Here is a 23,657-nt window from a genome sequence, read left to right as displayed (position 1 = left end):
AGTTGGATTTATTATTAGACCCTAGCCATTGGGCTATATTAGCGGTCATAGGTATATTTGCGGGTTTTATTGATGCCATAGTTGGCGGTGGTGGGCTTCTGTCTATTCCAGCATTACTCACCGTTGGTATTCCGCCACATTTAGCATTAGGAACCAATAAATTAGCCGCTTGTTTTGGTTCTCTTACTTCGAGTTACACCTTTTATAAACAGCATTTATTTAACCCTACATTATGGAAAACGTGTTTTTTTGCCACCTTGGTTGGGTCGATTGCAGGTTGTGGTTTAGTATTTCTGATTGACCCACAATGGTTAGACAAAATATTACCACTACTCATAATTAGTATCGCTGTTTATACCTTATTTAGCCCCAAAGCGATGGGTGACAAAAATATAATGGCCCCAAAATATCGTTCACCAAAATACAAACAAATTAGCCAAGGATTTGTTTTAGGTGGATACGATGGTTTTGCAGGACCAGGTATTGGTGCTTTTTGGACGGTATCGTCTATCTCGCTGTATAAACTCCCTCTGTTGCACAGCTGTGGATTAGCGAGAGTCATGACCGCGGTGAGTAACATCACAGCACTCATTATCTTTGCATCCATGGGGCAAGTACAATGGATGCTCGGCTTGTGGATGGGGGTATGCATGATGGCAGGTTCATTTATCGGCGCCAGAAGTGCGATTCGATTTGGGATACCTTTTATTAAACCAATATTCATTATTATGGTATTGTCGATTGCAGTCCATCTTACGTGGAGTGCATGGGTATGAACACCCAACAATTGCTATCAATGTTAAAACAACAGCTCGCTAAACTTGAGCAAGACGCATTAATACACGACCAGAATTTGGCGCCTTCGCAACGACAGTCTTTACAAGAAATTGAACGATTTAACAGTCAGCTATTTGCCCAACAAGGAGCCCAACTAAGCCCTTGTATCACTCAGTTACGTCAAGATATTAAACAACTCGAAAAACAACTTTACCTTAAGTTGGGCAGTAATGTTATCCAACTCAGTTGTGATCGTATTCAAGACCGATTTAGTGCATTACGCAGAGCATTGCTAACCACTCACATCAACCTTAAATCCGAACAACAGCGCAAAGCCAGTAATCGAGCCCGATATGCAAAAAAACAACAACAAGCAATACAAGACAGCGGATTTGGTTGGATAGCCAGTAATGTGATGCAAAATAGCCATCAACTCTACGCTGAACTCAATAAACATTTAAATTGGGCAAAAAAAATAGAGCAAAAAATACAACAAATGGAAGCAACTCTTGAATTCTGTCATAGTGATGACAAAATAAAACTGCAAAATGATATTCTGTCTATGCATCGCCGTTTAGGAAAGTGCAAACAAGCAACCAGTTATATTGAAGAGCGTATTCAACTTTTTGAAAGACCTCGCCAAAGTTACCCACGTTAAGGAGCAACAATGAAATCTTTATTTACCACAAGTGCGCTTTTGGCATTTTTAACATCATCATCCGTCTTAGCAGCGAATTTAACCATTCCAATGTCTTTTGAGTACCTAGCGCTTGATGGTGCAGAAGTTGAAACCAGTATGTTCAATCATCAATCGGATTTAGCGTTAACCAATGGCACCCATAAAATTGCAGTCCGTTATCATGATGTGGTTGATGATTCCTTTAGTGACAGTCAATCTTTTGTAAAATCGACACCTTTAATTGTGACGTTAACGGTTGATGGCGATCATCAATATCTATTACAACCCGCTGACGGTGACGTTATCAAGAATCCAAAAGCATTCGCTAAAAAACCACAAATCAACATTAAACGCCAAGATAATGCAGCGGTAACTTACAGTGTAGAACAAACTAATTTTACTGAAGAGTCATTTATTACTAGCCTGTTTAACAATAAAAACCAACATGATATTGAAACCTTATCGGCTTCAGCTACAGGTAACGGCAGTCAACCAATACAAGCATTAGCAGTCAAATCAGATATTGAATCTGCTACGATGAGTGCACCAGTTATTGCAACTGTACCAGTAACGGTGCCAGCAACAACGGCGCAAAAACCGACTCCAGCACAAGCAGAACAAATGCTGCAATATTGGTGGTTACAAGCCGATGACAAAACGCGTAAAGAATTTATGGGTTGGGCAATAAAGCAACTTTAATGTCCGTGTCGATCCCTTTTGTTTACCACGCCAGCTATTCACTGCTGGCGTTACCTAGCACCCATCGTTTTCCAACCACTAAATATCACAACTTATACCAGCACGCGCTCAAACAACAATTGTTGTTTGAGCAATATCGCCATTCGCCTACGCCAATATCGAAAGATTCGCTCTATACAGTGCATTGCCCGCAGTATGTCGAGCAATTTATCAATGGCACCTTAGACCATAAAGCCCAAAGACGTATTGGTTTCCCATGGAGCACAGCGCTAGTCACCCGCACCTTACACGCCGTAAATGGTACCCGTTTATGTGCTGAATTAGCGCTTAAACATGGAATTGCAGTTCACTTAACCGGTGGTTATCATCATGCGCACTATGATTTTGGCAGTGGTTTTTGCATTTTCAATGATTTAGTTATCGCGGCGAGATCAGCCATTGACTCAGGTAAAGCGGATAAGGTACTCATTTTTGATTGTGATGTTCATCAAGGTGATGGAACCGCGACACTCACTCAAGGCAGCCCAGATATTATTAGTTGCTCGATCCACTGTGCACAGAATTTCCCGTCCAGAAAGCAACAATCTGATCACGATATCGCTCTGGATAAAGGGTGTACCGATAAACAATATCTTGAACACATACAACAAATATTACCTTACTTGATACGCATCCATCAGCCAGATCTGATCATCTATGATGCTGGGGTCGATATTCATCAACATGATGACCTTGGATATTTCGCCATTTCGAATCAAGGTATTCTCGCTAGAGATAAACAGGTAATATCGATAGCACAAATGCATAGCATCCCACTTGCAGCAGTAATAGGGGGAGGCTATAGTCGTAATGAAGCAGAATTAACCATTCGACATAGCCAATTGTTAATTGCTGCCAATGAAATCTGGTCACCACAGTGTCAGACAATGCAAAACCAATAACACTGCGTCACTAAATTAAACAAACATCTCGACATTGAAGCATATGTCGATAAAACAAACTGTCTCAATGGAGCGTAATAATGCAATTAGAGATCCGAAACTATTATGAAGTTCTATTAATGGAAATGCTGCGAGATGAAGGTCTAATGGAAGAGTTGCCAGAAGAATACTTAGCGGATTTATGCTGCGTCACGCTGAATCAGTTACCCGTCAGGTACATTCGCCATTTAGTTGATACGTATTTCTTCGAAAATTATCAAGAATTAAAACAGATGAAAACAGAGATAAGCGAAGCACTAGAACGTTCGAGACAATTCCTCAAAGCAAATTTGCAAAAACGTTTAAAAGAAGAAGCTGAAATCGCAGCAGAACAACAACAGTAATTTCACCGGCATTAGCTGATGCTTGCCATTAACTGATGTTTTGCAGGATATTGAATGAATATATTCTAGTAAGCACTGGTTATGGTAATTCCATGAATAATTTATTCGTACAATACAGCTATTTTTTGATTGGAATTTTTTGGTTAGAATATTTTGGTTGCAATACTTTGTTGGAATTAATGCGGTGAAAATCATACGGGGAATATTGGAGGTTCCCCTAGAGCCACACCCCGGCACACGAGTCACTTGCTGCGGTTGCTCCCTTCCAGGCCTGGCCGAGTTCACAAGTTATCGTTGCGGGGGGACCCTAGGGTCACCATTGACTTCTGAACCATATAATACAAAGCTTATGTCTCAGAACGGGGCGATTATCCCCTAACCCATTGGCTGGATCAAGCCTTTATCCTAATAAGTTTTCAATCCTCTACCTAACTGCGCAATACTTAACCTTAACAGGGAATACTAGATGGGATAAGGGATGGGTCAACCGACATAAATCGATCTATTCACAAGCCAAGTATGCCAAACACACTATTTATGTTGCCCATAATACGAATTCAGACGTGAATCATTAATCTATTGAACATAAATACATAGCCAGATGAAATAGAAAAACAGTGGTGAGATAATCGTTTATGACGTCGAGCACAAGTCACTGATGCAGGTTCACATCACTTAGCGTATTCAAGAATATGCTAATAACGGTATTAACACTTTGGAACTATCCTATTTATTTCAGTAATACCGGCAAATCTTCATCAAACAACGTTACCCATAAAGGAATAGTCAGATCTCAGTCACAACTCTAGACATAATTCAATGAGTAAGTGGCCAAGGTTAGCTAACATTAGATTTGAATAAAATCCGCACACTTATAACCAGTAGTGAATGCGAGATAACAAAAAATGCAGGGAATACATGATGAAGACAATAACAGTTAGTCCCGCTGCAAAAGCGGTATTGAGTGCAGGGCTTATTGCTCTAGCGCTATCGGGTTGTGGAGGCAGTGATGGTACTAATGGCGAAGATGGGCCAGATGGTATTATTGGTGTAAACATAGATGCGACATCAACCCTAAAAGCGACCTTTACCGATGCAACCGTAGTCGATGGAAAAGTCAGTGTTGACTTTATTCTTAAAAATGCCAATGGTGTTGCGGTATTGGGACTAACAAAAGATCATGACCTTCGTTTTGGTATCGCTCAATTAACCCCGGTTACTGAAATGGTCGGTGCTGATGGCGCTAAAGTTGAAGTCGACCGTGGTTATCAATGGCAGTCTTATATCAATACAACCAAGCAACCTAATGCAAGTTGGATCCCTGCTGATGAAACCAATATTGCTCCTTCTGCGCAATTTCAAGCTGAAGTGGAGGCTGCTTCAAAATGTGCCGATTGCTTAGTTGATAATCTAGATGGCTCATACTCATACACCTTTCAAACCAATATTGCTCAAGTAACAGAGCCGTTAAGCATCACTTACCAAGCTGATGACACTCAGCGCATTACATTGGAATTAAAACAACCATTAATCACAGCCAATGCTCATTACGATTTTCAACCTTCGACTGGCTTAACCGAAGATATTGCATCACGCGATGTTGTCTCGATTAATGCTTGTTATACCTGTCACCAACCAGAAAGCTTAGCATTGCACGGCGGTCGTCGAATCGATCTTGAAAACTGTGCATCATGTCATACCGCAACATCTGGTGATCCTGAAACCGGTAACAGTGTTGATTTCACTTACATGATCCATGCCATCCATAAAGGCCAAGACCGCGTAACCAGCACTGTTGATGGCGATGTAGCCTCACCTTATAAAGTGATTGGCTATGGCGGTGGAATACACAATTACGGTAACGTGATGTATCCACAAAAACCTGCTGCCGATTGCAGTGCATGTCACGTAGAAGGCACAAACGCTCCCAAAGATGCCGCGCTGTTTAATGCCAATAAAAGTGATACCGCTTGTATTGCGTGTCACACAGAGTTAGCGTCTCAACAACATGTTGGTGTCGGCACAAATTGTACGTCATGCCATGTTGAAGAAGGCTATGGTCGCAGTGCAAAAGAAGCGCATGGCGATGTGATGAAAGCCTATAACGAAACCCAAGCGATGAACGCTGTATTCAGCGACGTAATAGTTACTGCTGATGGGAAATTCAGTACTACGATTAAATTTACTGATGCTTCAGCTAATGTTATTGCAGCAGAATTTATCGACCAAGGTAGCCGTATCGTTATGGCATGGGACAGCGACAAAAACTACCCAACGTATCAAGATGCCAGTTACAGTAATCGTCGTCTTAGATTAAGTGAAGGTACCGCCAACGCAGATAATAGCTGGACCTTAGTTTGGGATAAGATCACCTTACCAACAGATTATGTGGGTAAAACATTTGAACTATGGTCAGCAGTCACAGCCTGTTTTAATCATGGTGGCTACGGCAGACCGGAAGTTAAACTAACGGCTTGTAGTACTGATGATGTTCAGAAAGTGGAAATTAAAAGTAGTCCATACCATTTTGTTATGGCTGCAAGTGCAATAGACACTAGCCAAACCACTGCTACACGTAGAAACATTATCAACACAGAAAGCTGTCAAGGTTGCCATAACCAAGAAGTGTATCACTATGACAATGGTGTCAATTGCCAAACCTGTCATACCGCTGATAAGACGCTTAAAAATGACGATACTTACCCTGGTGGCAAAAAATCGACCAGCTTTGCCTTTAAAGCACACAGCGCTGAAGGTCATTACCTCAAATATGCCGGTGTTGAATCTGGAACCGTGTTGAAAACCGATTGTAAAACCTGTCATACCGCGGATGGGATCCAACTTGGTAGAGCCACTGACAGAGTATGGCGTTATGGCGATATCGATACTGGAGCCGATGTATGGATGTCATCAGATACTGGAGCATGTTTAAGCTGTCATCAAAAGTATCGTACTGATGCCACCGTGTCGCATATTGAATCTAATGGCGGTATTGTTGATGGGATCAGTGAGGACGATGCTCGTAATCGTGCATCAGAAATATGTTCTACCTGTCATACCGTAGACCGCGTCACTAAAACACATGGTTTTTAAACAGTAAAAAGAAACAACCTTGGCGTTTTATCCATCAAAGACCTTAGTTTATAACTAAGGTCTTTTTGTTATCCGAACAATCCTCCCCCGTTAAACTGCGCATTTTACATACCTCTTTATTAATAGGCTGATCATCATCACACAATTACGTTCGTTTTAAAGACGAGTTGCTGTTTGTAACGTAATCTTAGTGTTGGGAAAATTAATTCCAACATCAACTTAACTGAATAAGATAATTGCAGAACATACTGCCAGTGAGTTAGATGGATGACCTTTGCAGGGAAAATATGATGAATAAAAAATACACAAAAATGGCATTGTTACTTGCTATGTCAGCATCAATGACACTGGTCGGTTGTGGCGGAGGCGATGATGGTGAAGCTGGTAATCCAGGAAACCCTGGTGGCGAGCCTGCTGAAGCAATTAAAACGCTAAACTTAGATATCACTAAAGTCACTTATCAAGATAGCAAACCGACTATTGAAGTATTTGCGACCAATGAAAAAGATCTCCCTGTAGCGGGTCTTAAAGACTTTGAAATTAAAAAAGTCGTCCAACTCATTCCAGCTGGCGCAAGTGGTGCAGGTAATTCAGCCCAATGGCAATTTATTGGCTCCGAAAAAGCCTTTACCGACCATGGTAACGGCAATTACAGTTTCACAGTCAATGTTGAAGGCTTTAACCCAGAGCTAACCCAACGTTACAATGTAATTGCAAGTGCATCAACCTTGCAAGACGGCGTTACCGGAGTGCCGCGTACTGAAATTACCAAAGATTTTGACGGTGAAGGATTTGAAGCTAAATACACTAAAAACATCGTCAGTGGCGCTACTTGTAATACCTGCCATGCAAAGGGTGAAAGTATTTATCATAGCTACACTGATTTAGAAACCTGTACATCTTGCCATACCAACGAAATGGCCATTGAAAAAGACAAGGTTCAAGTTGAGTTCAGTCACTTAATTCATAATGTTCATAACAATGCCAAAATGTATGGCCGCAACTTGGACAAGAGTGCAGAAGCAGCGCATGCGATAGTGCAAGATAATTGCACCACTTGTCATGTTAATTCAGAACAACTGAGCGAATCGAACAACTGGTCTCGAATTCCAACCATGGAAGCCTGTTCAAGTTGCCATACCGATATTGACTTTAAAACGGGTCAAGGTCATCCGCAACAAGTGGATAATTCAAATTGTATAGCTTGTCATAATGCAAGTTGGACAGAAGAATTACACACAACTTCGTATACTCAGAAAAAAGCATTTATCGATTTATACGGCATGACAGCAACACTAACGGCTAATAAATCAAGCACCGAAGACAAGTCAGCGACCCTATCGGTAACGATTTTAGATGCTAATGGTACGGCCATTGATGCTGCAAGCTTAGTCAGCAAAATTCAACGAATTGAAACCATCACTAACGTCGGACCTAACTTTCCAATTATGGGATATAACCCTAGCCCAGGAAGCGGTTTAGCCAAAATCAGTAAAGACTTTATCAAAGCGGGTCTGTTACAAGCCGATGTAGTCATTGAATCAGGTAACTTAGTCTATAACATTGCATCACTGCCATTTGGCGCTGGCGACACAGATACCGCCTTTAGTTTTATTGGTCTTGAAATGTGTAACGATGGTATTCAAGCCATTGATTGTGCCGACGGCGTAGCAACTACCAGTATGAAAGCCGAGCTCACAGTAGGCACTTTCTCTGGTAATGCGCCTAGCTATCGTCACACTGACTCGGTCAATTTTGGTTCATGTGATAATTGCCATGGAGATACTTTTGAGTTACATAAAGGCCACCATGCTGGTTTTGTGATGTCAGAACAGTTAGCCCGTGAACTTAATGGCGAAGTCACCATAGGTTTGGATGGTTGTGTGGCTTGTCATACGCCAGATGGCACTTATGCTTCTGGTGCTAATCAAGGTGCCATTGAAATGAAATTGCACAGTGTTCATGGTGAGCAAGGCATTATCAAAGACTGTACTCAGTGTCACAACGACTTTAATCTTGATGCATTCAAAGTTAAAGGTGCACTTGCTACGTCGCAAGGCCTTTATACAACACCTATCACTGCAACGTGCGCATCTTGTCATGGCTTTGACACGATTTCGCAGCATGCACAAAGTCAAGGTGCGGTTGTTAATGGTAGCTATCAAGAAGCCAATGATGCTGCGCAGTTAGAAACCTGTTTCTTCTGCCACGCACCCACCATTGAAAACCACACACAAGTGAAGCTTTAATTTGTCCATTGAGAGAGAAGCCCTGCTTCTCTCTCATGCTATGGCTTACGTAATCAACTTGTTGATCATCAAAATGGACAAATTAGGAAGTCTACTTATGAAGACCACACATTCAATCAATACCCTATTTTTAGCCCTGCTCTGCCTTACCGCTTCGACGCTGTTTATGTCGAGTCATGTACAGGCGGCAAAGTGGGATGCCAGCATGACACCTGCAGAAGTTGAAGCAACACTCGATAAAAAATTCGCCGAAGGAAAATACTCACCAAAGGGTGCCGACACTTGTTTGATGTGTCATAAAAAATCAGAAAAGGTCATGGATTTATTCAAAGGTGCTCATGGCGCAATTGATTCATCAAAAAGTCCAATGGCTGGATTACAGTGCGAAGCGTGTCACGGCCCACTAGGTTCACATAATCGTGGTGGTAAAGAGCCAATGATTACCTTTGGCCCAACTTCAACACTCGCTGCAGACAAGCAAAACAGTGTGTGCATGAGCTGTCATCTCGACGACAAACGCGTGGCATGGGACAGTAGTCATCACGCCAATGCCGATGTGGCATGTGCATCTTGTCATAGCATACATGCTGAACATGACCCAATACTGTCAAAACAAACAGAAGTCGAAGTATGTACCACTTGTCACACCAGACAAAAAGCTGACATGAACAAGCGCACCAGTCATCCAATGAAATGGAATCAAATGACCTGTAGCGACTGTCATAATCCACATGGCAGTTTGAGCGATTCAGATCTTGTTCAGCCAACAGTCAATGAAACGTGTTATTCATGTCACGCTGAGAAACGCGGCCCAAAGCTGTGGGAGCATGCACCCGTCACCGAAAATTGCGTCAATTGCCATAATCCACACGGTTCTGTGAACGATGCAATGCTCAAAACTCGTGCGCCACAACTGTGTCAGCAATGTCATGCGAGTGACAATCACACCAGCAACGCTTATCTAGGTAACACTGATATGGGTTCAACAGTAAATGGTAATGCCTTTACTGGTGGTCGCAGCTGCTTAAATTGTCATAGTCAGGTGCATGGTTCAAACCATCCGTCTGGTAAGTTACTGCAGCGCTAAGGAGATTATATTATGAATACCAAATTGAACCTCATTACCTTAGCGTTACTCACTAGTACCAGCTTTAGCCTGATGGCTGATGGTTATGGCCTAGCAAATGCTAAAACCGACAATATTAAATATGATGCTTGGAATTGTAAGGCTTGTGCTGTAGAAACAGGTACCACAGGAACTGTCGGGGTTGGTATTGGTTACAACAGCGAAGACGATATTAACTCAGCCAACGCATTTAATAGCAGTAATCAAACAGCGGGCAAAGTGGATGCCGATATAAAGTATCGAGGTGACAATGGCTACCAAGCAAAAGTCGTCGCAAATAATATGGGCATGGACAATGGCCGTATGGAAATAGATGTCGGTAAACTTGGATTGTATCGCCTCAATCTAGGTTATCGCTCCATCGCTACGTATCAAAGCAATAATGCCTTAAGTCCTTACCAGAATATCGGCAGCGATAATCTTACTTTAGCGGATAATTGGGTAACGGCAGGTTCAAGCTCAGACATGCCAATGCTTTATAGCGGTTTAACCCCATTTGAATTGTCGCTTAAACGTGAACGTGCCGGTCTAGGATTTGAATATCAAACAGAATCACTGTTCACAACCTACGTTAATTTTCAGCGTGAAGAGAAAACCGGAACCAAAGTTGCCTCTGGCAGTTTTTTCAACCAGTCAATGATGTTAGCGGAGCCGGTTGATTACACCACCGACATCTTAAACGCTGGGATTAAACTCCGTGGTGATCACTGGTTTACCAGCATAAACTACAATGGTTCAGTGTTTAGCAATAACCACCAGCTGCTTGGTTTTGACAGCGCCTTTAACCCTACGTTTGGGGCACAAAGTCGTGGTTATATGGCGCTAGACCCAGATAACGAGGCCCATACTATTTCGCTAATGGGCCAATATAACGATTCCATTACCAGCTTAAGTGGCCGTTTACTCATGGGCCAAATGACCCAAGATCAGCAATTAACTAGCATAGGTTATGGCTATTCATTACCGGCAGATTCTATTGATGCAAAAGTTGATATCACCGGCATGACACTTAAAGCGGTGACTAAGCTCAGCCGAGCATGGCGTCTCACTGGCAGTTATGATTATAACGACAGAGAAAACAACACCCAAATCGAACAATGGACTCAAATTAGCATTAACGATGTTACCGGCAAAGTGCGGTATAACACGCCATACGATCTCACTACCCATAGCGCTAAATTATCCACTGACTATCGTATCAACCATGGTTTAAAACTCGATGCGGGTTATGATTTCAAACGAGATGAACGCAGTAATCAAGGCAGAGAAACCACTGACGATAATAACGTCTGGGCACGTTTACGCGTCAATAGTTTTGACATGTGGGATATGTGGCTTAAAGGTAGTTTGAGCAAGAGAGATGGTTCAGAATATAAAGCATCAGAATCGTCATCTGCAGAACAAAATCCGTTGCTACGTCGATACTATTTGGCCGACCGTGACCGCACTCAAATAGAGGCGCGTATTAATCATAGCCCTATTGATAACTTGAACGTCGATTTTGGGGTTCGCTATGCATATGATGACTATACAAATACGCAAATAGGTTTAACTGAATCAAAAGACACAAACTACGATATTAATCTGAGCTACATGATTAATGACGATATGAATGTTAATACATTTTATAACCATCAAATCATCAAATCGGCTCAATCTGGCAGCGCCAATTTAAGTATAGCGACTTGGCAAGCCGATATTGAAGACACTGTCGATGTTGTTGGAGCTGGCTTAAGTTACAATAATTTAATGGACAGTCGTTTACGCTTAGGCTTAGATTATACCTACTCAGACTCAGACAGTACTACCCAAGTAAGACAGGGAATTAGTGGCGATTACGGTGACTATTTTGCAAAAGTACATAACATTAATGTGTACGCACAATATCAAGCCACCGAAAAAATGGCCTTGCGTATAGACTACAAAATGGAAAAATACCTTGATAATGATGACGCCAACGATATTGAGCCAGATACCATTTGGAATGTCATGAGTTTAGGTAATTTACAGCATGACTACACTGCACACATGATCATGCTCAACGTGAGTTATAGTCTGTAAGTGATATCACGGTAATATAACCAAGTCGATCACATTAAAAATGACGCCAACCTTGTCTAGGTTGGCGTTTTTATATCATTTGATTTAATGACCTTTAGACACAAAAACGGTCGCTAGCATCCTATTGTATAAAAAACTTGCAATTACACCAGATTTAACATTATATTAACAAGGTGAATAGCTTGTGATTGAAGTTTGGGCAAATGGATGTGCCCCCCATTTTATGTTGCTCATCTTTCCTCCCCTATTGCTTGTTAAAGACCATTGCTTGTTTTTTTAAATTTCCAATGCATTTAAGCGCCAACCTCCTCCCAATACTTAGCGAACATCAGGTATCATTCAGTACCGATATTGATTGCCCAGAGAAATTCATGTTTCAAATTGATACACTAATTGCCACTAAAATTGTCGACCGAACCATGAAAATTATTGGTCATAATATCAATGTTATGAATGCTCAAGCAGTGATATTAGGTTCAGGCGATATCGATCGGATTGGCACTGTACATGAGGGGGCACTATTAGCTATCAGCCAAAATCGCAATGTTGAAATAAGCCAAGCCATCGCTTCAAATTTACATGGCGTCAAACCTGGGCTAAATTTGCCATTGCATTACCAAGGTCAAGTGGTTGGCGTTATCGGTATCACTGGCGAGCCAGACACATTAAGCCATTATGGTGAACTGCTTAAGATGACAGCAGAGATGATTGTCGAGCAAGCAAATTTGCAAGAGCAATTACAGTGGCAGAATCGTCAAAAAGAGGAGTTTATTTCGCAACTCATTCATGCCAATGAGCAAGACTTGCCTTCTTTACAACAATGGGCATTGCAATTAGGTGTCGATTTAAGCGTACCGCGAGTGGCCGCCATTATCGAACTTGATAACAAAAACCCATTATATCAACAAGACAATCAAGCATTAAAACAAGTACTGTATTTATTACAAAATCCTGTACGCGATAACTTAATTGCGATGACCTCACTCACTCAATTAGTTATTTTAAAGCCGGCTTTTTTAGATGGTAAGCAATTTGACCCTGAGCTTGAAAACCAACGCATCAACAAATTACTCAAACGCTTACCCGCCAATATGCAACTTAGCCTGCATATTTCATTGGGGCATTATTTCAGTGGTGAATTAGGCATTAGTTACTCCTATCGCACCGCCAAAGAAACGTTAGATATTGGAAAAAGATTACATCCAACAAAAACCAAATATTTATACCAAGACTACAGCTTACAAGTACTGTTATCAGGGTTACGGCACCACTGGCGAGGTAATGCGCTTGCTGGGCCTTACATGAAACTGATTGCAGTTGACAATAACCAACAATTGCAAAAAACACTTGCCGCTTATCTAGAACACATGGGAGACATCCAAGCCTGTGCTAACAGTTTGTTTATCCATCGAAACACACTGCGTTACCGATTAGATAAAATTCAAACTATCACCAATATTGATTTACACAGTTTTAATGGATTACTGAGTTTATATTTAGGTCAGTTAATCCACCAACCTAGCACTTAATTGTGCGTCAGCACAAAAATAGTATTAACTCGTAGATTTATTAGTGCAAGCGCACAAAGTAATTTATAGGTAATGGTTTACTATGATGAATACTAAACCACCCCCTACAATAATAAATAACGAGTACTCTATGGGACTAATATTGATCTTAATCGGCGTGATAGCCTTTATCGTCATCGCCACCTCTAAATTTAAACTGCACCCTTTTTTAACCCTCATTTTAGCCTCATTTCTCACCGCATTTGCCTATGGTTTACCCAGCAATGAAATTGCCAAAACCATCACTGGCGGTTTCGGTGGTATTTTAGGTTACATCGGCTTAGTCATTGTGCTCGGTACGATTATTGGCACCATTCTCGAAAAAAGTGGTGCAGCCATAACTATGGCAGATGTGGTCATTAAACTGTTTGGCCAACGATTCCCAACGTTAACTATGTCAATGATTGGCTACTTAGTGTCGATCCCTGTTTTTTGTGATTCAGGTTTTGTGATTTTAAATTCATTAAAACAGTCAATGGCAAACCGGATGAAAGTGTCTCAAGTTGCCATGAGCGTCGCCCTAGCAACTGGGTTATACGCAACTCATACCTTTGTGCCGCCAACCCCAGGTCCTATCGCTGCAGCGGGTAATCTTGGTCTTGAATCACAACTTGGACTCGTTATTGCTGTCGGTGTGTTTGTTGCTGCCATTGCCGCTTTTGCCGGTATGTTGTGGGCCAATCGTTTTGCCAATGAGCAGCCAGACGGAGAAGGCGCCGAAGAACTGAATCTGCAGCAAGAAGATTTTGATGATCTAAAGAAAACCTATGGCGAATTACCTAGCCCTACCAAAGCATTTGCGCCTATTTTTGTACCTATCATTTTAATCTGCTTAGGCTCGGTGGCTAACTTCCCTTCAAAACCATTAGGTGAACAAGGCTTATTCGATTTATTAGTGTTCTTGGGCCAACCTATTAACGCCTTAATGATCGGCCTATTTCTGTCGTTATCGCTGTTAAAAAGCAACCAAAAAATCAAAGAGTTTAGCGATCGTATCAGCCAAGGTTTAGTGGTATCAGCACCTATTTTATTGATCACCGGTGCTGGCGGTGCATTTGGCGCGGTATTAAAAGCCACTGAGATTGGTGCATTTCTGGGTAGTAGCTTGTCCGCTTTAGGTGTGGGTATTTTTATGCCGTTTATCGTGGCCGCGGCACTCAAATCAGCACAAGGTTCATCTACGGTGGCATTAGTCGCTACCTCAGCATTAGTGGCACCATTACTAGGAGATATTGGTTTAGCCTCAGAAATGGGCCGAGTGTTAACCGTAATGGCAATTGGTGCGGGTGCGATGACCGTCTCACATGCAAACGATAGCTTCTTCTGGGTGGTGACTCAATTTAGCCGCATGAGCGTCAAACAAGCGTATCGGGCCCAAACAATGGCCACCTTAATCCAGGGAGTCACGGCGATGATTACCGTTTATCTACTAAGCTTATTTTTACTGTAAATTATTAATCAGAGTCTTATATGAAAATTGTTATTGCACCCGATTCATTTAAAGAAAGCCTAAGCGCCCTAGAAGTGGCTAATGCCATTGAGAATGGATTTAAACAGGTATTCCCAAACGCGCAATATTGTAAAGTGCCAATGGCCGACGGCGGTGAAGGTACAGTACAAGCTATGGTCGATGCCACCCAAGGACAGATTATTAATCTCACTGTCACAGGGCCTTTAGGTTTACCTGTTAACGCATTTTATGGCGTGCTAGGCCAACTAGATGAGGATGGAAACCAAACGGCAATAATCGAAATGGCTGCCGCATCAGGTTTACATCTGGTGCCATCCACTCAACGTAATCCATTATTAACCACCAGTTTTGGTACTGGTGAGTTGATTGCCGATGCATTAGACAGAGGCATAAGACACATCATTTTAGGCCTAGGTGGCAGTGCGACTAACGATGCAGGCGCAGGCATGATGCAGGCCTTAGGAGTCCAACTAAGTGATATAAATAATACTCCATTACCTTTTGGTGGAGCTGCCCTCGCCGAATTACATTACATCGACATGCAATCATGCCATCCAGCCATTAAGGAGTGCGTAATTGAAGTTGCGTGCGATGTCGATAATCCATTATGCGGGCCACGAGGCGCCAGTGCTATTTTTGGTCCACAAAAAGGGGCTACTACTGAGATGGTTGAGCAACTTGATCTCGCTTTGGGGCATTTTGCTCATATCATTAACCAACACCTTAACCAGTCAATTGATGGACACTGTCAATTACACCCTGGTGCTGGGGCTGCTGGCGGTATGGGATTTGGCGTAATGACAATGTTAAATGCAACCTTAAAACCTGGGGTCGATATTGTCACTAAAAGCGTTAAGTTGGCACAACATTGTCTCAATGCTAATCTGGTTATTACCGGTGAAGGTCGAATAGACGGTCAAACCGTGTTTGGTAAAACCCCTATGGGAGTATTGAATGTCGCCAAACAACTTAATATTCCGGTTATCGGTATTTCAGGATGCCTTGGTGAAAATGCAGATGCTATTTTAGCCGAAGGCATGCATGCTATTTTTCCTATCATTCCTGCGTTGCAGCCCTTAGAGCAAGTATTGTCTGAAGCCCAGGTTAATCTAACCAATACCGCGCGCAACATTGCGGCAATGATGTCACTTTCATTTGCAGACAAGTAATCTAATCCAGCACAAATGCCTTATCGCATTTGTGCTGGATTATTCATATCAACATCATTCATATTCTGAATTAACGCAGCTAATCCGCAGTAATAACACGATAAATACTTGAAGCGAAACCAGCCATACAGTAAAGTTAGCACCCTCATTTCATCCTGAAGGTGTAGCGTTAATCGTAAAGCACCCGTCAATGCTATCAGGATGAAGTTTTCATCATTACGGCAAGCAAAATGACCTCGAAAATCACCCGTCAAGCAAACGCTTCAGAAGACAGCTTACTGCGAATTTTTACCGCCCCTGAAGATTCAACCTCGACGTTGAGCATTATTGAGCAAAAGCTGTCTCAAGACCTCGCAGGTTTTTTAGGTAACAGCATCGCCGCACTGGAAAAACCGCTGTCAGAAATAGAAACTGACTTTAGCGCCTATCAGATCCCGACAGATCCCAAGTTCGTTTCTGATTATGCCGACGAAATCATGCAAAACCTAGTCGCTCATTCAGTCCATACTTCAGCACCCAGTTTTATTGGACACATGACCTCGGCATTGCCTTATTTCGTGTTACCACTGTCAAAAATGATGGTGGGTCTAAATCAAAATTTAGTCAAAATTGAAACATCGAAAGCCTTTACCCCATTAGAGCGCCAAGTGTTAGGCATGATGCATCATTTGGTGTATCAACAATCTGATGATTTCTATCATCAATGGATGCACAGTGCTAACCACTCACTCGGGGCATTTTGCTCAGGTGGCACCGTTGCCAATATCACCGCGCTGTGGATTGCCCGAAACCGGCTGTTACAACCACGCGGCGAATTTAAAGGCGTCACCCGCGAAGGAATGACGAAAGCATTGCGTTTTTATGGCTATGATGACCTTGCTATTTTAGTGTCCGATCGCGGTCATTACTCTTTGGGCAAAACTGCCGACTTGTTGGGTATTGGCCGAGATAACATCATTAGCATCCCAACAGATGAGCATCATAAAGTCGATGTTGCTGCCATGCGTGATGCAGCAGAAAAGCTGGCACAACAAAATATAAAAGTCATGGCCATTGTTGGTATCGCCGGTACAACTGAAACAGGCAATGTGGATCCCTTAACTGAATTAGCAGTGTTAGCCAGCGAGCTAAATTGTCATTTCCATGTAGATGCGGCATGGGGCGGCGCAAGTTTATTGTCCAAAAAATATAGCCATTTACTAAAAGGCATCGAGTTAGCTGACTCCGTGACTATCGATGCCCATAAGCAAATGTATGTTCCAATGGGCGCCGGTATGGTGCTATTTAAAGACCCAGAACTGGCGCAAGCCATAGTGCATCATGCTGAATATATTCTACGAGTGGGTTCAAAAGACCTAGGCAGTCAAACGCTGGAAGGTTCGCGACCTGGAATGGCAATGCTCGTACATGCTTGTCTTCAAATTATTGGCCGCGATGGCTATGAAATCCTCATTAATAACAGCCTAGAAAAAGCCCGTTACTTTGCCTCAATCATCGACCAACATCCTGATTTTGAGTTAGTCACTGAGCCTGAGTTATGTTTGCTGACCTATCGTTATGTACCAAAATCGGTGCAAGCCATACTTACTACAGCTCTAGCCAACCAAGATAGCGTTTTAGTTGCATCAATCAATGAACTACTCGATGGACTGACGCAATTTATTCAAAAGCATCAACGCGAACAAGGCAAATCGTTTGTGTCACGCACACGTATTAAGCCAGCAAAATACTTACGTCAACAAACGACAGTATTTCGCGTGGTACTCGCCAATCCGTTGACCAGTCATCAAATATTGCATGATGTGCTCACCGAACAAATCGATATTGCAGCGTTAGACAGTGAGTATTTACCACAGCTGTTGGCGTTATAATGCGGGGGGAGCAATAATCCCCGCAATTTTTATCTCTTTGATTTAACGTCATGTGTATCAGTAAGTCAGATTGAAACAGACACATAATGAAAGCTTATGATCTGAATCAGATTAAGACAAACATTGGTTTAAGACATGGCCTTCGGCCACGACGTTAGTGGCAGCAGGCCATGTCAAACAGTTTCACTATGTTAAGGGTTAAGCCAAAGAACTTACCTACTTTCAGAATTAACCGCTCTTATAGCCGCGTAGCGAACTAGCAGGACGAAGTCCGCTCTAGTATCTAGACTCTCGATCACACTGTTGCTAACGTTTGTTATCATTCACAATCAAATTACAGACGTAAAAAAGCCCCAACTAATGTTGAGGCTTTTTTACACCATACTTACGTATGTAAATGATGGTACCCGAGGCCGGACTTGAACCGGCACGCTTATTCAGCGAGGGATTTTAAATCCCTTGTGTCTACCGATTCCACCACTCGGGCAAAGTGTTGTTTTAACCGTTACTTAAAGTAACCATTAAACGCAATTTTGTGGAGGCGCGACCCGGAGTCGAACCGAGATAGACGGATTTGCAATCCGTAGCATAGCCATTCTGCCATCGCGCCATCTTTAACCAAATTCGAATCCATCGGATAAGATAAGAAATTGGAGCGACATATCGGGTTCGAACCGATGACCTATACCTTGGCAAGGTATCGCTCTACCAACTGAGCTAATGTCGCTTATTCAATCGTTTCAACGCTTTATTAAATCTGCGAGAAAGGTATCGTCTTTCAACCTATCCAACTGAGCTAATGTCGCATTAATCGTGTTAGTTAACATAAAACCCTAAGGCTTGTTGTTGACTCATCACTTGTCTACGGGGAGGCATTCTACCGAATTAACCTCGTGTGTCAATTATTGATTTACGCAATTATGACTGTTTGCGCACTAAATAATCTTATTGAACTATTATTACGCTATTCTGCCGTTAAATCTTTCCAAGCTGCTGAAATGTAACTCATCATCGACCAGAACGTCAGTGCTGCGGCAATATAAAACAAGCCGTAAGCGACATCAGTTAGCCAAGGTGTGGGTTTCCAAATCAATCCAATAATCGCGATCATTTGCGTGGCAGTTTTATATTTACCAATCCAAGACACGGCAACTACGCCACGTTTGCCTATTTCGGCCATCCATTCACGCAAGGCTGAAATAACAATTTCGCGACCAATCATAAATAACGCTGCTAAGGTTAAGTACACATTGTCATTTTGTTGAACCAACAGCACTAATGCGGTCGACACCATGACTTTATCTGCAACTGGATCCAAAAAAGCGCCAAATCGGGTTAGTTGACCAAGTTTACGCGCAGCATAACCGTCTAACCAATCGGTCAAAGCGGCCAACCAGAAAATAAATGCCGAAACAAATGGTGCCCATGGATATGGTAAATAAAATACCGCTATAAATACGGGTAACAAAGCAATACGGAATAATGTCAGTGCAATAGGTAAGTTAAACGGCATAAAAAGACCAATTTGTCAGAAGCAGCGCCAATCTTGCCTTAATTTTAGCCCCCTCGCAATGCATCATGAATTGTTTGTGCCATTTCTAAGCTAATTCCGGGTACTTTTGTCAATTCAGCCACGCTAGCGCCCTTCACTTCTTGAATTCCGCCTAAATGTTGCAACAAAGCTTTACGCCTTTTAGGGCCCACACCTGCGATGGATTCTAAGGTAGAAGTATTGCGAGTTTTCTGACGTTTATTACGGTGTCCGGTAATCGCAAAGCGATGTGACTCATCGCGAATGTGCAACATTAAGTGAAATGCAGGCGAATCACTGGGAATATCGAAAGCTTGTTCACTGCCACCAACAATAAAGGTTTCAAGGCCTGCTTTGCGACCCTCACCTTTAGTCACGCAAATGAGTAATGGTGGATTATCAATATTGACACACTTTTCATCGACAATCGTTTGCGCCACTCTTAACTGGCCAATACCACCATCAATGAAGACTAAATCGGGTACTTTGCCATTGTTGTCGATTTTATCAAATCGACGGCTTATTGCCTGTTCCATCGCGGCATAATCATCACCACCGGTAATACCGGTAATATTGTAACGGCGATAATCGGCTTTATGCGGCCCTTCTCGATTAAACACCACACACGATGCCACAGTGCTTTCGCCCATAGTATGACTGATATCAAAACATTCCATCCGCTTAATCGGTTCATTAAGTTCAAGTGCTTCTTCAAGTAATTGAAAACGTTGTTCAACAGTATTCTTATGTGACAGTCTGGTCGCGACGGCATTACTGGCGTTAGTCATGGCAAGACGTAAAAAATTAGCTCTGTCGCCTCTTACTTGCGTTTTTAACTCAAACTTTTTATCTAATGCGTGTTCTATCGACGCTTCTAATTCTTTTATACCGTCAAAGTGATGGCTGAGAATGACTTCTTTTGGAATAGTACGCTGAATATCGGCATTAAGGTAAAACTGGCCCAAGAATGATGACAACACTTCTTCAATTTCAGTTTCTGCGGGTACTGAAGGATAATAGCTGCGACTACCAAAAATTTTACCATCGCGAATAAACAATAGATGAAAACAGGCAATACCTGAGGCGTAATCGACGCCGATGACATCCATATCGCCTTTATGATTTGACACTTCCTGCTGCTCTGCTACGCGCCTTAATGCGGTAATTTGGTCGCGATACTGTGCCGCACGCTCGTATTCCATATCAATTGCAGCGGTCTCCATTTTGGCCACCAGCTGTGATATGACTTGTTTGTCTTTGCCGCGTAAAAATAAACCGGCTAATTTGACCTGTTCGCTGTATTCCTCATCACTGACAATCCCCACACAAGGCGCACTACAACGATCTAATTGATACTGTAAACAAGGCCGAGATCTGGATTTATAATATAAGTCATCGCATTGACGGATTGGAAACAGCTTTTGCATTAAATGCAAACTCTCACGGACTGCACCACCATTAGGGTATGGGCCAAAATAATGACCTTTTTCACGTTTTGGACCACGATGATAAGCAAGTCGAGGGTGCTTATGGCCGCTCAACAGAATATACGGATAAGATTTATCATCACGCAACAGCACGTTGTATTTGGGCATGTACTGTTTGATGTAATCGTTTTCGAGCAATAACGCATCAGTTTCGCTGTGCGTAACGGTCACATCAATATGATCGATATGCGAAACCAGCGCCTGAGTTTTAACATTGGCGATATTGACTCTAAAATACGAGCTTAAGCGTTTTTTGAGATCTTTGGCTTTACCAACATAAATAACCTGTTGGTGTTTATCGTACATTCGATAAACACCAGGCGCTGAGGTGACATGTTTTAAAAAAGATTTGGCGTTAAAACCACTTGGCATGATTAAAGCTACTTAATGCGTTGCGAGGAATACATTATTCCTGACTAGAATGAACCTGTATCGAGCATTTTGTAACGGATAGCTAAACGGGTCAACTCAACGTCACCGCCGATCCCCAGTTTGGCAAATAGTCGATAACGATAGCTATTGACAGTTTTAGGGCTTAAATTTAATTTTTCAGAAATATCATTAACCTTTTCACCATTGGTTATCATCATCATAATTTGCAATTCTCGCTCAGACAAACTGCTAAATGGATTCTCGTCAGAGTGGTTGAATTGGCTTAGCGCCATCTGTTGCGCAATTTCTGGCGACAAATAACGTTGACCACGAGCCACTTGAGTAATGGCACGCAATACTTCTGGCGATGTGGAACCTTTGGTTAAGTAACCAGAAGCACCAGCCTGCATCACTTTGGTCGGAAAAGGGTCTTCTGTTTGTACGGTTAACACAATAATTTTAGCGTCTGGCTGATAGCGTAAAATCTTACGGGTGGCTTCTAATCCCCCCATACCAGGCATATTCATGTCCATTAAAATGACATCCGCTTCATTTTGTCGAGACCACTGTACGGCTGTTTCTCCATCAGGTGCTTCACCGATGACTTTAATACCGCGTTCATCTTCCAAAATGCGACGAATACCCGTTCTCACGAGTTCATGGTCGTCAACCAAATATACAGATATCACGTAAACCCACCTATTATTATGCGTAATTCATTTTTGAATTTTAGGGCCGTTTTTATATATAAAACATTTATATGTAAAATCTTATCGTAAAAAAACACCAGTAACATTGCATATTTTACACATCTCATTTATCTGCTTGAATTTAGCATCTTTACATTTACTGACACAAGCAAAGTCAATTATTAACGTGAGAAATGAATGTAAAATAGGCAATTTTGTTACCTTAGTATTGCAATTTAACCTTTTTAAATCATTCACCCTGCAAGGTGATAATAATTGTGCGCGCCGAAGCATGGTCCCGATGCTCACATAAATATAAACCTTGCCAAATACCCAAGTTCAAACGCCCATGGGTAATCGGAATTGACTGACTAGCCCCAATCAGGGTCGACTTGATATGCGCAGGCATATCATCGGCACCTTCATAAGTATGCTGGAAGTATGGCGCACCTTCTGGTGCGAGTACATTAAAATGCCGTTCCAAATCGCCACGAACAGTAGGATCAGCATTTTCGTTTATCGCCAGCGATGCTGAAGTATGCTGAATAAACACATGCAATAAGCCAACATTGATACCTCCTAGCTCTGGCAGCCGTGCTATCACTTCATCAGTAATTAAATGAAATCCTCGTCTTTTAGAGTTAAGTGTCATCTCTCGTTGTAACCACATCAAATAAATCCCTCTTCAAGCGACACGCACAGATGAATAAACCATTAAGCAACAACATGCAGAACGAAATACAAAGCATACATCAGAGCAGTGTTAAGACTGAAAAAAATGAGGCTATTGTCACACAATTTACTCACTATTTACCGAACAATTAACCGATTAATATCAATTTCACTGTTCATAGAGTAGTTACATCCTTAGCAATATAAGAACATCTAAAAGAATATCCAAAAGAACATCATTAGATTTAACAATTATTACTTTACAAACAATAATATAGGGAAATTTATTTTTGTATACTTTTGGATTGATTATGAAATGTAGATAATAAAGGCTAGGTTTGCAAAGATTTAAACGGTCTATATATATTCACCATTAATGCTAACTAAACAGAAAAATGATCATAAATTGGCATCTGCATAACTTTAAGCACTGTGCTTTAAGGGTAACGAAGCATACATCATCGTAACCAATACATTATTCTAAGGCTGGATAATTTCCGCCAGAAAGCAAAAAGGCACAACCTTAAGTTATAAGGTTGTGCCCGTTAACACTTTTGTCAGCAATCCGGCTGAAATTTGCTCCCTGCACCATCCATGTAAACATGCTTCCTGCAGTCCTTTTCCCTGTTCTCATTTCCTTATCTATTTGTGTAACACAAACAAACGCATGAGTTTCATTCCGTTGAACAGCCTATCCGTTGGCTGAGCGGTAAATCTATTCAATCCGTTGAATTATCCCAGCTGCATCCTGCAGCCCTATCCTTTTTTTCCTTGTGTCGACTATTTACTGTCTTCACCCATCCTTGATTCGGCTATCCA

The 23,657-nt window shown here is 41.9% G+C and carries 17 protein-coding genes, 3 tRNA genes and 1 other RNA gene; 13 read left to right on the top strand and 8 right to left on the bottom strand.

The genetic code is table 11. The features are described from left to right. Positions 1-2: 2 nt before the first annotated feature. The 5 genes from CXF88_RS17095 to CXF88_RS17075 all read left to right on the top strand — a co-directional run bounded on the left by CXF88_RS17095 (position 3) and on the right by CXF88_RS17075 (position 3,479). A complete protein-coding gene (locus tag CXF88_RS17095) occupies positions 3-776 on the top strand; it encodes a TSUP family transporter (RefSeq protein WP_101087802.1) in 774 nt (257 codons plus the stop codon). Further along, complete coding sequence (locus tag CXF88_RS17090) at positions 773-1,435, top strand: primosomal replication protein (protein ID WP_101087800.1); 663 nt, start codon at positions 773-775, stop codon at positions 1,433-1,435. The genes CXF88_RS17095 and CXF88_RS17090 overlap by 4 nt, the downstream gene beginning before the upstream one ends. A gap of 9 nt (positions 1,436-1,444) precedes the next feature. Then, the gene (locus CXF88_RS17085; RefSeq protein WP_101087798.1) at positions 1,445-2,155 is read left to right on the top strand and encodes a DUF2057 domain-containing protein; all 711 of its coding nucleotides are present in this window, start codon (positions 1,445-1,447) and stop codon (positions 2,153-2,155) included. Further along, a complete protein-coding gene (locus CXF88_RS17080) occupies positions 2,155-3,096 on the top strand; it encodes a histone deacetylase (protein ID WP_101088199.1) in 942 nt (313 codons plus the stop codon). Before CXF88_RS17085 ends, CXF88_RS17080 begins: the two co-directional genes overlap by 1 nt. An 80-nt stretch (positions 3,097-3,176) precedes the next feature. Beyond that, positions 3,177-3,479 (top strand): late competence development ComFB family protein, encoded by a 303-nt coding sequence (locus tag CXF88_RS17075; RefSeq protein WP_101087795.1) that lies wholly within the window; start codon positions 3,177-3,179, stop codon positions 3,477-3,479. 214 nt (positions 3,480-3,693) lie between these two features. On the opposite strand, the gene ffs is transcribed toward CXF88_RS17075, so the two are convergent. Further along, an RNA gene (ffs, locus tag CXF88_RS17070) (signal recognition particle sRNA small type) lies at positions 3,694-3,790 on the bottom strand. 607 nt (positions 3,791-4,397) lie between these two features. On the opposite strand from ffs, the gene CXF88_RS17065 reads away from it, so the two are divergent. The 8 genes from CXF88_RS17065 to panP all read left to right on the top strand — a co-directional run bounded on the left by CXF88_RS17065 (position 4,398) and on the right by panP (position 18,087). Beyond that, positions 4,398-6,572 carry an OmcA/MtrC family decaheme c-type cytochrome gene (locus CXF88_RS17065; protein WP_101087793.1) on the top strand — a complete coding sequence of 725 codons (2,175 nt, stop codon included), beginning with the start codon at positions 4,398-4,400 and terminating at the stop codon, positions 6,570-6,572. A gap of 287 nt (positions 6,573-6,859) precedes the next feature. Then, positions 6,860-8,821, top strand: a complete 1,962-nt coding sequence (locus CXF88_RS17060; RefSeq protein WP_101087792.1) for an OmcA/MtrC family decaheme c-type cytochrome — start codon at positions 6,860-6,862, stop codon at positions 8,819-8,821. 166 nt (positions 8,822-8,987) lie between these two features. Further along, positions 8,988-9,908: a DmsE family decaheme c-type cytochrome gene (locus CXF88_RS17055; RefSeq protein WP_242445197.1), complete on the top strand. Its 921-nt coding sequence runs from the start codon at positions 8,988-8,990 to the stop codon at positions 9,906-9,908. Positions 9,909-9,920: 12 nt separating this feature from the next. Further along, positions 9,921-12,008: an MtrB/PioB family decaheme-associated outer membrane protein gene (locus CXF88_RS17050; RefSeq protein ID WP_101087788.1), complete on the top strand. Its 2,088-nt coding sequence runs from the start codon at positions 9,921-9,923 to the stop codon at positions 12,006-12,008. Positions 12,009-12,379: 371 nt separating this feature from the next. Next, positions 12,380-13,537, top strand: a complete 1,158-nt coding sequence (locus CXF88_RS17045) for a sugar diacid recognition domain-containing protein (protein WP_101087786.1) — start codon at positions 12,380-12,382, stop codon at positions 13,535-13,537. 130 nt (positions 13,538-13,667) lie between these two features. Continuing rightward, positions 13,668-15,026, top strand: a complete 1,359-nt coding sequence (locus CXF88_RS17040) for a GntP family permease (RefSeq protein WP_101087784.1) — start codon at positions 13,668-13,670, stop codon at positions 15,024-15,026. 20 nt (positions 15,027-15,046) lie between these two features. Next, positions 15,047-16,216 carry a glycerate kinase gene (locus tag CXF88_RS17035; protein ID WP_101087782.1) on the top strand — a complete coding sequence of 390 codons (1,170 nt, stop codon included), beginning with the start codon at positions 15,047-15,049 and terminating at the stop codon, positions 16,214-16,216. A gap of 230 nt (positions 16,217-16,446) precedes the next feature. Next, positions 16,447-18,087, top strand: coding sequence for a pyridoxal-dependent aspartate 1-decarboxylase PanP (gene panP, locus CXF88_RS17030; RefSeq protein ID WP_101087780.1), 1,641 nt, complete (start codon positions 16,447-16,449; stop codon positions 18,085-18,087). Positions 18,088-18,488: 401 nt separating this feature from the next. On the opposite strand, the gene CXF88_RS17025 is transcribed toward panP, so the two are convergent. From CXF88_RS17025 to CXF88_RS16995, 7 genes are all read right to left on the bottom strand, one after another. Next, positions 18,489-18,574 (bottom strand) — tRNA-Leu (locus CXF88_RS17025). A 49-nt stretch (positions 18,575-18,623) separates the two neighbouring features. Then, positions 18,624-18,697: transfer RNA gene (locus tag CXF88_RS17020), tRNA-Cys, on the bottom strand. Positions 18,698-18,738: 41 nt separating this feature from the next. Next, positions 18,739-18,814 (bottom strand) — tRNA-Gly (locus CXF88_RS17015). 237 nt (positions 18,815-19,051) lie between these two features. Beyond that, complete coding sequence (pgsA, locus tag CXF88_RS17010; RefSeq protein ID WP_011638096.1) at positions 19,052-19,600, bottom strand: CDP-diacylglycerol--glycerol-3-phosphate 3-phosphatidyltransferase; 549 nt, start codon at positions 19,598-19,600, stop codon at positions 19,052-19,054. A gap of 44 nt (positions 19,601-19,644) precedes the next feature. Then, positions 19,645-21,477, bottom strand: a complete 1,833-nt coding sequence (uvrC, locus tag CXF88_RS17005) for an excinuclease ABC subunit UvrC (RefSeq protein WP_101087778.1) — start codon at positions 21,475-21,477, stop codon at positions 19,645-19,647. Between the two features lie 44 nt (positions 21,478-21,521). After that, on the bottom strand, positions 21,522-22,166 hold the full coding sequence (gene uvrY / locus CXF88_RS17000) for a UvrY/SirA/GacA family response regulator transcription factor (RefSeq protein WP_011638098.1): 645 nt from the start codon (positions 22,164-22,166) through the stop codon (positions 21,522-21,524). A gap of 250 nt (positions 22,167-22,416) precedes the next feature. Next, on the bottom strand, positions 22,417-22,836 hold the full coding sequence (locus tag CXF88_RS16995; protein ID WP_101087777.1) for a secondary thiamine-phosphate synthase enzyme YjbQ: 420 nt from the start codon (positions 22,834-22,836) through the stop codon (positions 22,417-22,419). Between the last annotated feature and the right edge of the window lie 821 nt (positions 22,837-23,657).

This window comes from Shewanella sp. ALD9 (assembly GCF_002836315.1).
GTDB lineage: Bacteria > Pseudomonadota > Gammaproteobacteria > Enterobacterales > Shewanellaceae > Shewanella.
This window is presented reverse-complemented; position numbering and strand designations above follow the sequence as displayed.